We start from the raw sequence: 977 nt of genomic DNA on the forward strand, positions 1-977 counted from the left end.
CTCGCCGTGCTCCTCGGTGGCCATCAGCGTGGCCTCGGGCATGGTGTTCACCGTGTTCGGCGCCACCAGCTCCTCGACGTACATGGTGTCCTTGTACGCCTTGTCCTTCACCCCGGTCGACGCCCACAGCGGACGCTGCCGGTTCGCGCCCTCCCGCTCCAGCGCGCTCCACCGGTCGGAGGCGAAGACCTCCTCGTACGCCTGGTAGGCCAGACGCGCGTTGGCCACGCCCGCCTTGCCGCGCAGCGCCCTGGCCTCGTCGGTGCCGAGCGCGTCGAGGCGCCGGTCGATCTCGGTGTCCACACGGGAGACGAAGAACGACGCCACCGAGTGGATCTTCGACAGGTCCAGGCCCCTCGCGCGCGCCTGCTCCAGACCGCTGAGGTAGGCGTCCATGACCGCGCGGTAGCGCTCGATGGAGAAGATCAGCGTGACATTGACGCTGATGCCGTTGGCGATGGTCTCGGTGATCGCCGGCAGACCCGCCTTGGTGGCCGGGATCTTGATGAGGGTGTTGGGACGGTCGACCAGCCAGGCCAGCTGGCGGGCCTCGGCGACCGTCGCCCGGGTGTTGTGCGCCAGCCGCGGATCGACCTCGATGGAGACCCGGCCGTCCTGGCCGTCGGTGGCGTCGAAGACGGGGCGCAGGATGTCGGCGGCGTCCCGGACGTCCGCCGTGGTGATCATGCGGATGGCCTCGTCGACGGTGACCTTGCGGGAGGCCAGATCGGAGAGCTGCTGCTCGTACCCGTCACCCTGCGAGATCGCCTTCTGGAAGATCGTCGGGTTGGTGGTGACGCCCACGACGTGCTGCTGGTCGATCAGCTCGGCGAGATTGCCGGACGTGATCCGCTTGCGCGACAGGTCGTCCAGCCAGATCGCGACGCCTTCGTCGGAGAGGCGCTTGAGTGCGTCTGTCATGGAAAATGCATCTCCTACGTGTCGTGTGTGAGCGTCAGCGCTGAGCGGCGGCGAGG

1 protein-coding gene is annotated in these 977 nt (G+C 68.3%); it reads right to left on the minus strand.

Annotated features, from left to right (window positions below; genetic code table 11):
* A partial coding sequence (tal, locus tag CCN35_RS13680) for a transaldolase (protein ID WP_086792830.1) occupies positions 1–921 on the minus strand: 921 nt, incomplete at its 3' end.
* Positions 922–977: the final 56 nt, after the last annotated feature.

Source organism: Streptomyces thermovulgaris (assembly GCF_002155915.1).
In the GTDB taxonomy this organism is placed as follows: Bacteria; Actinomycetota; Actinomycetes; order Streptomycetales; family Streptomycetaceae; genus Streptomyces; species Streptomyces thermovulgaris.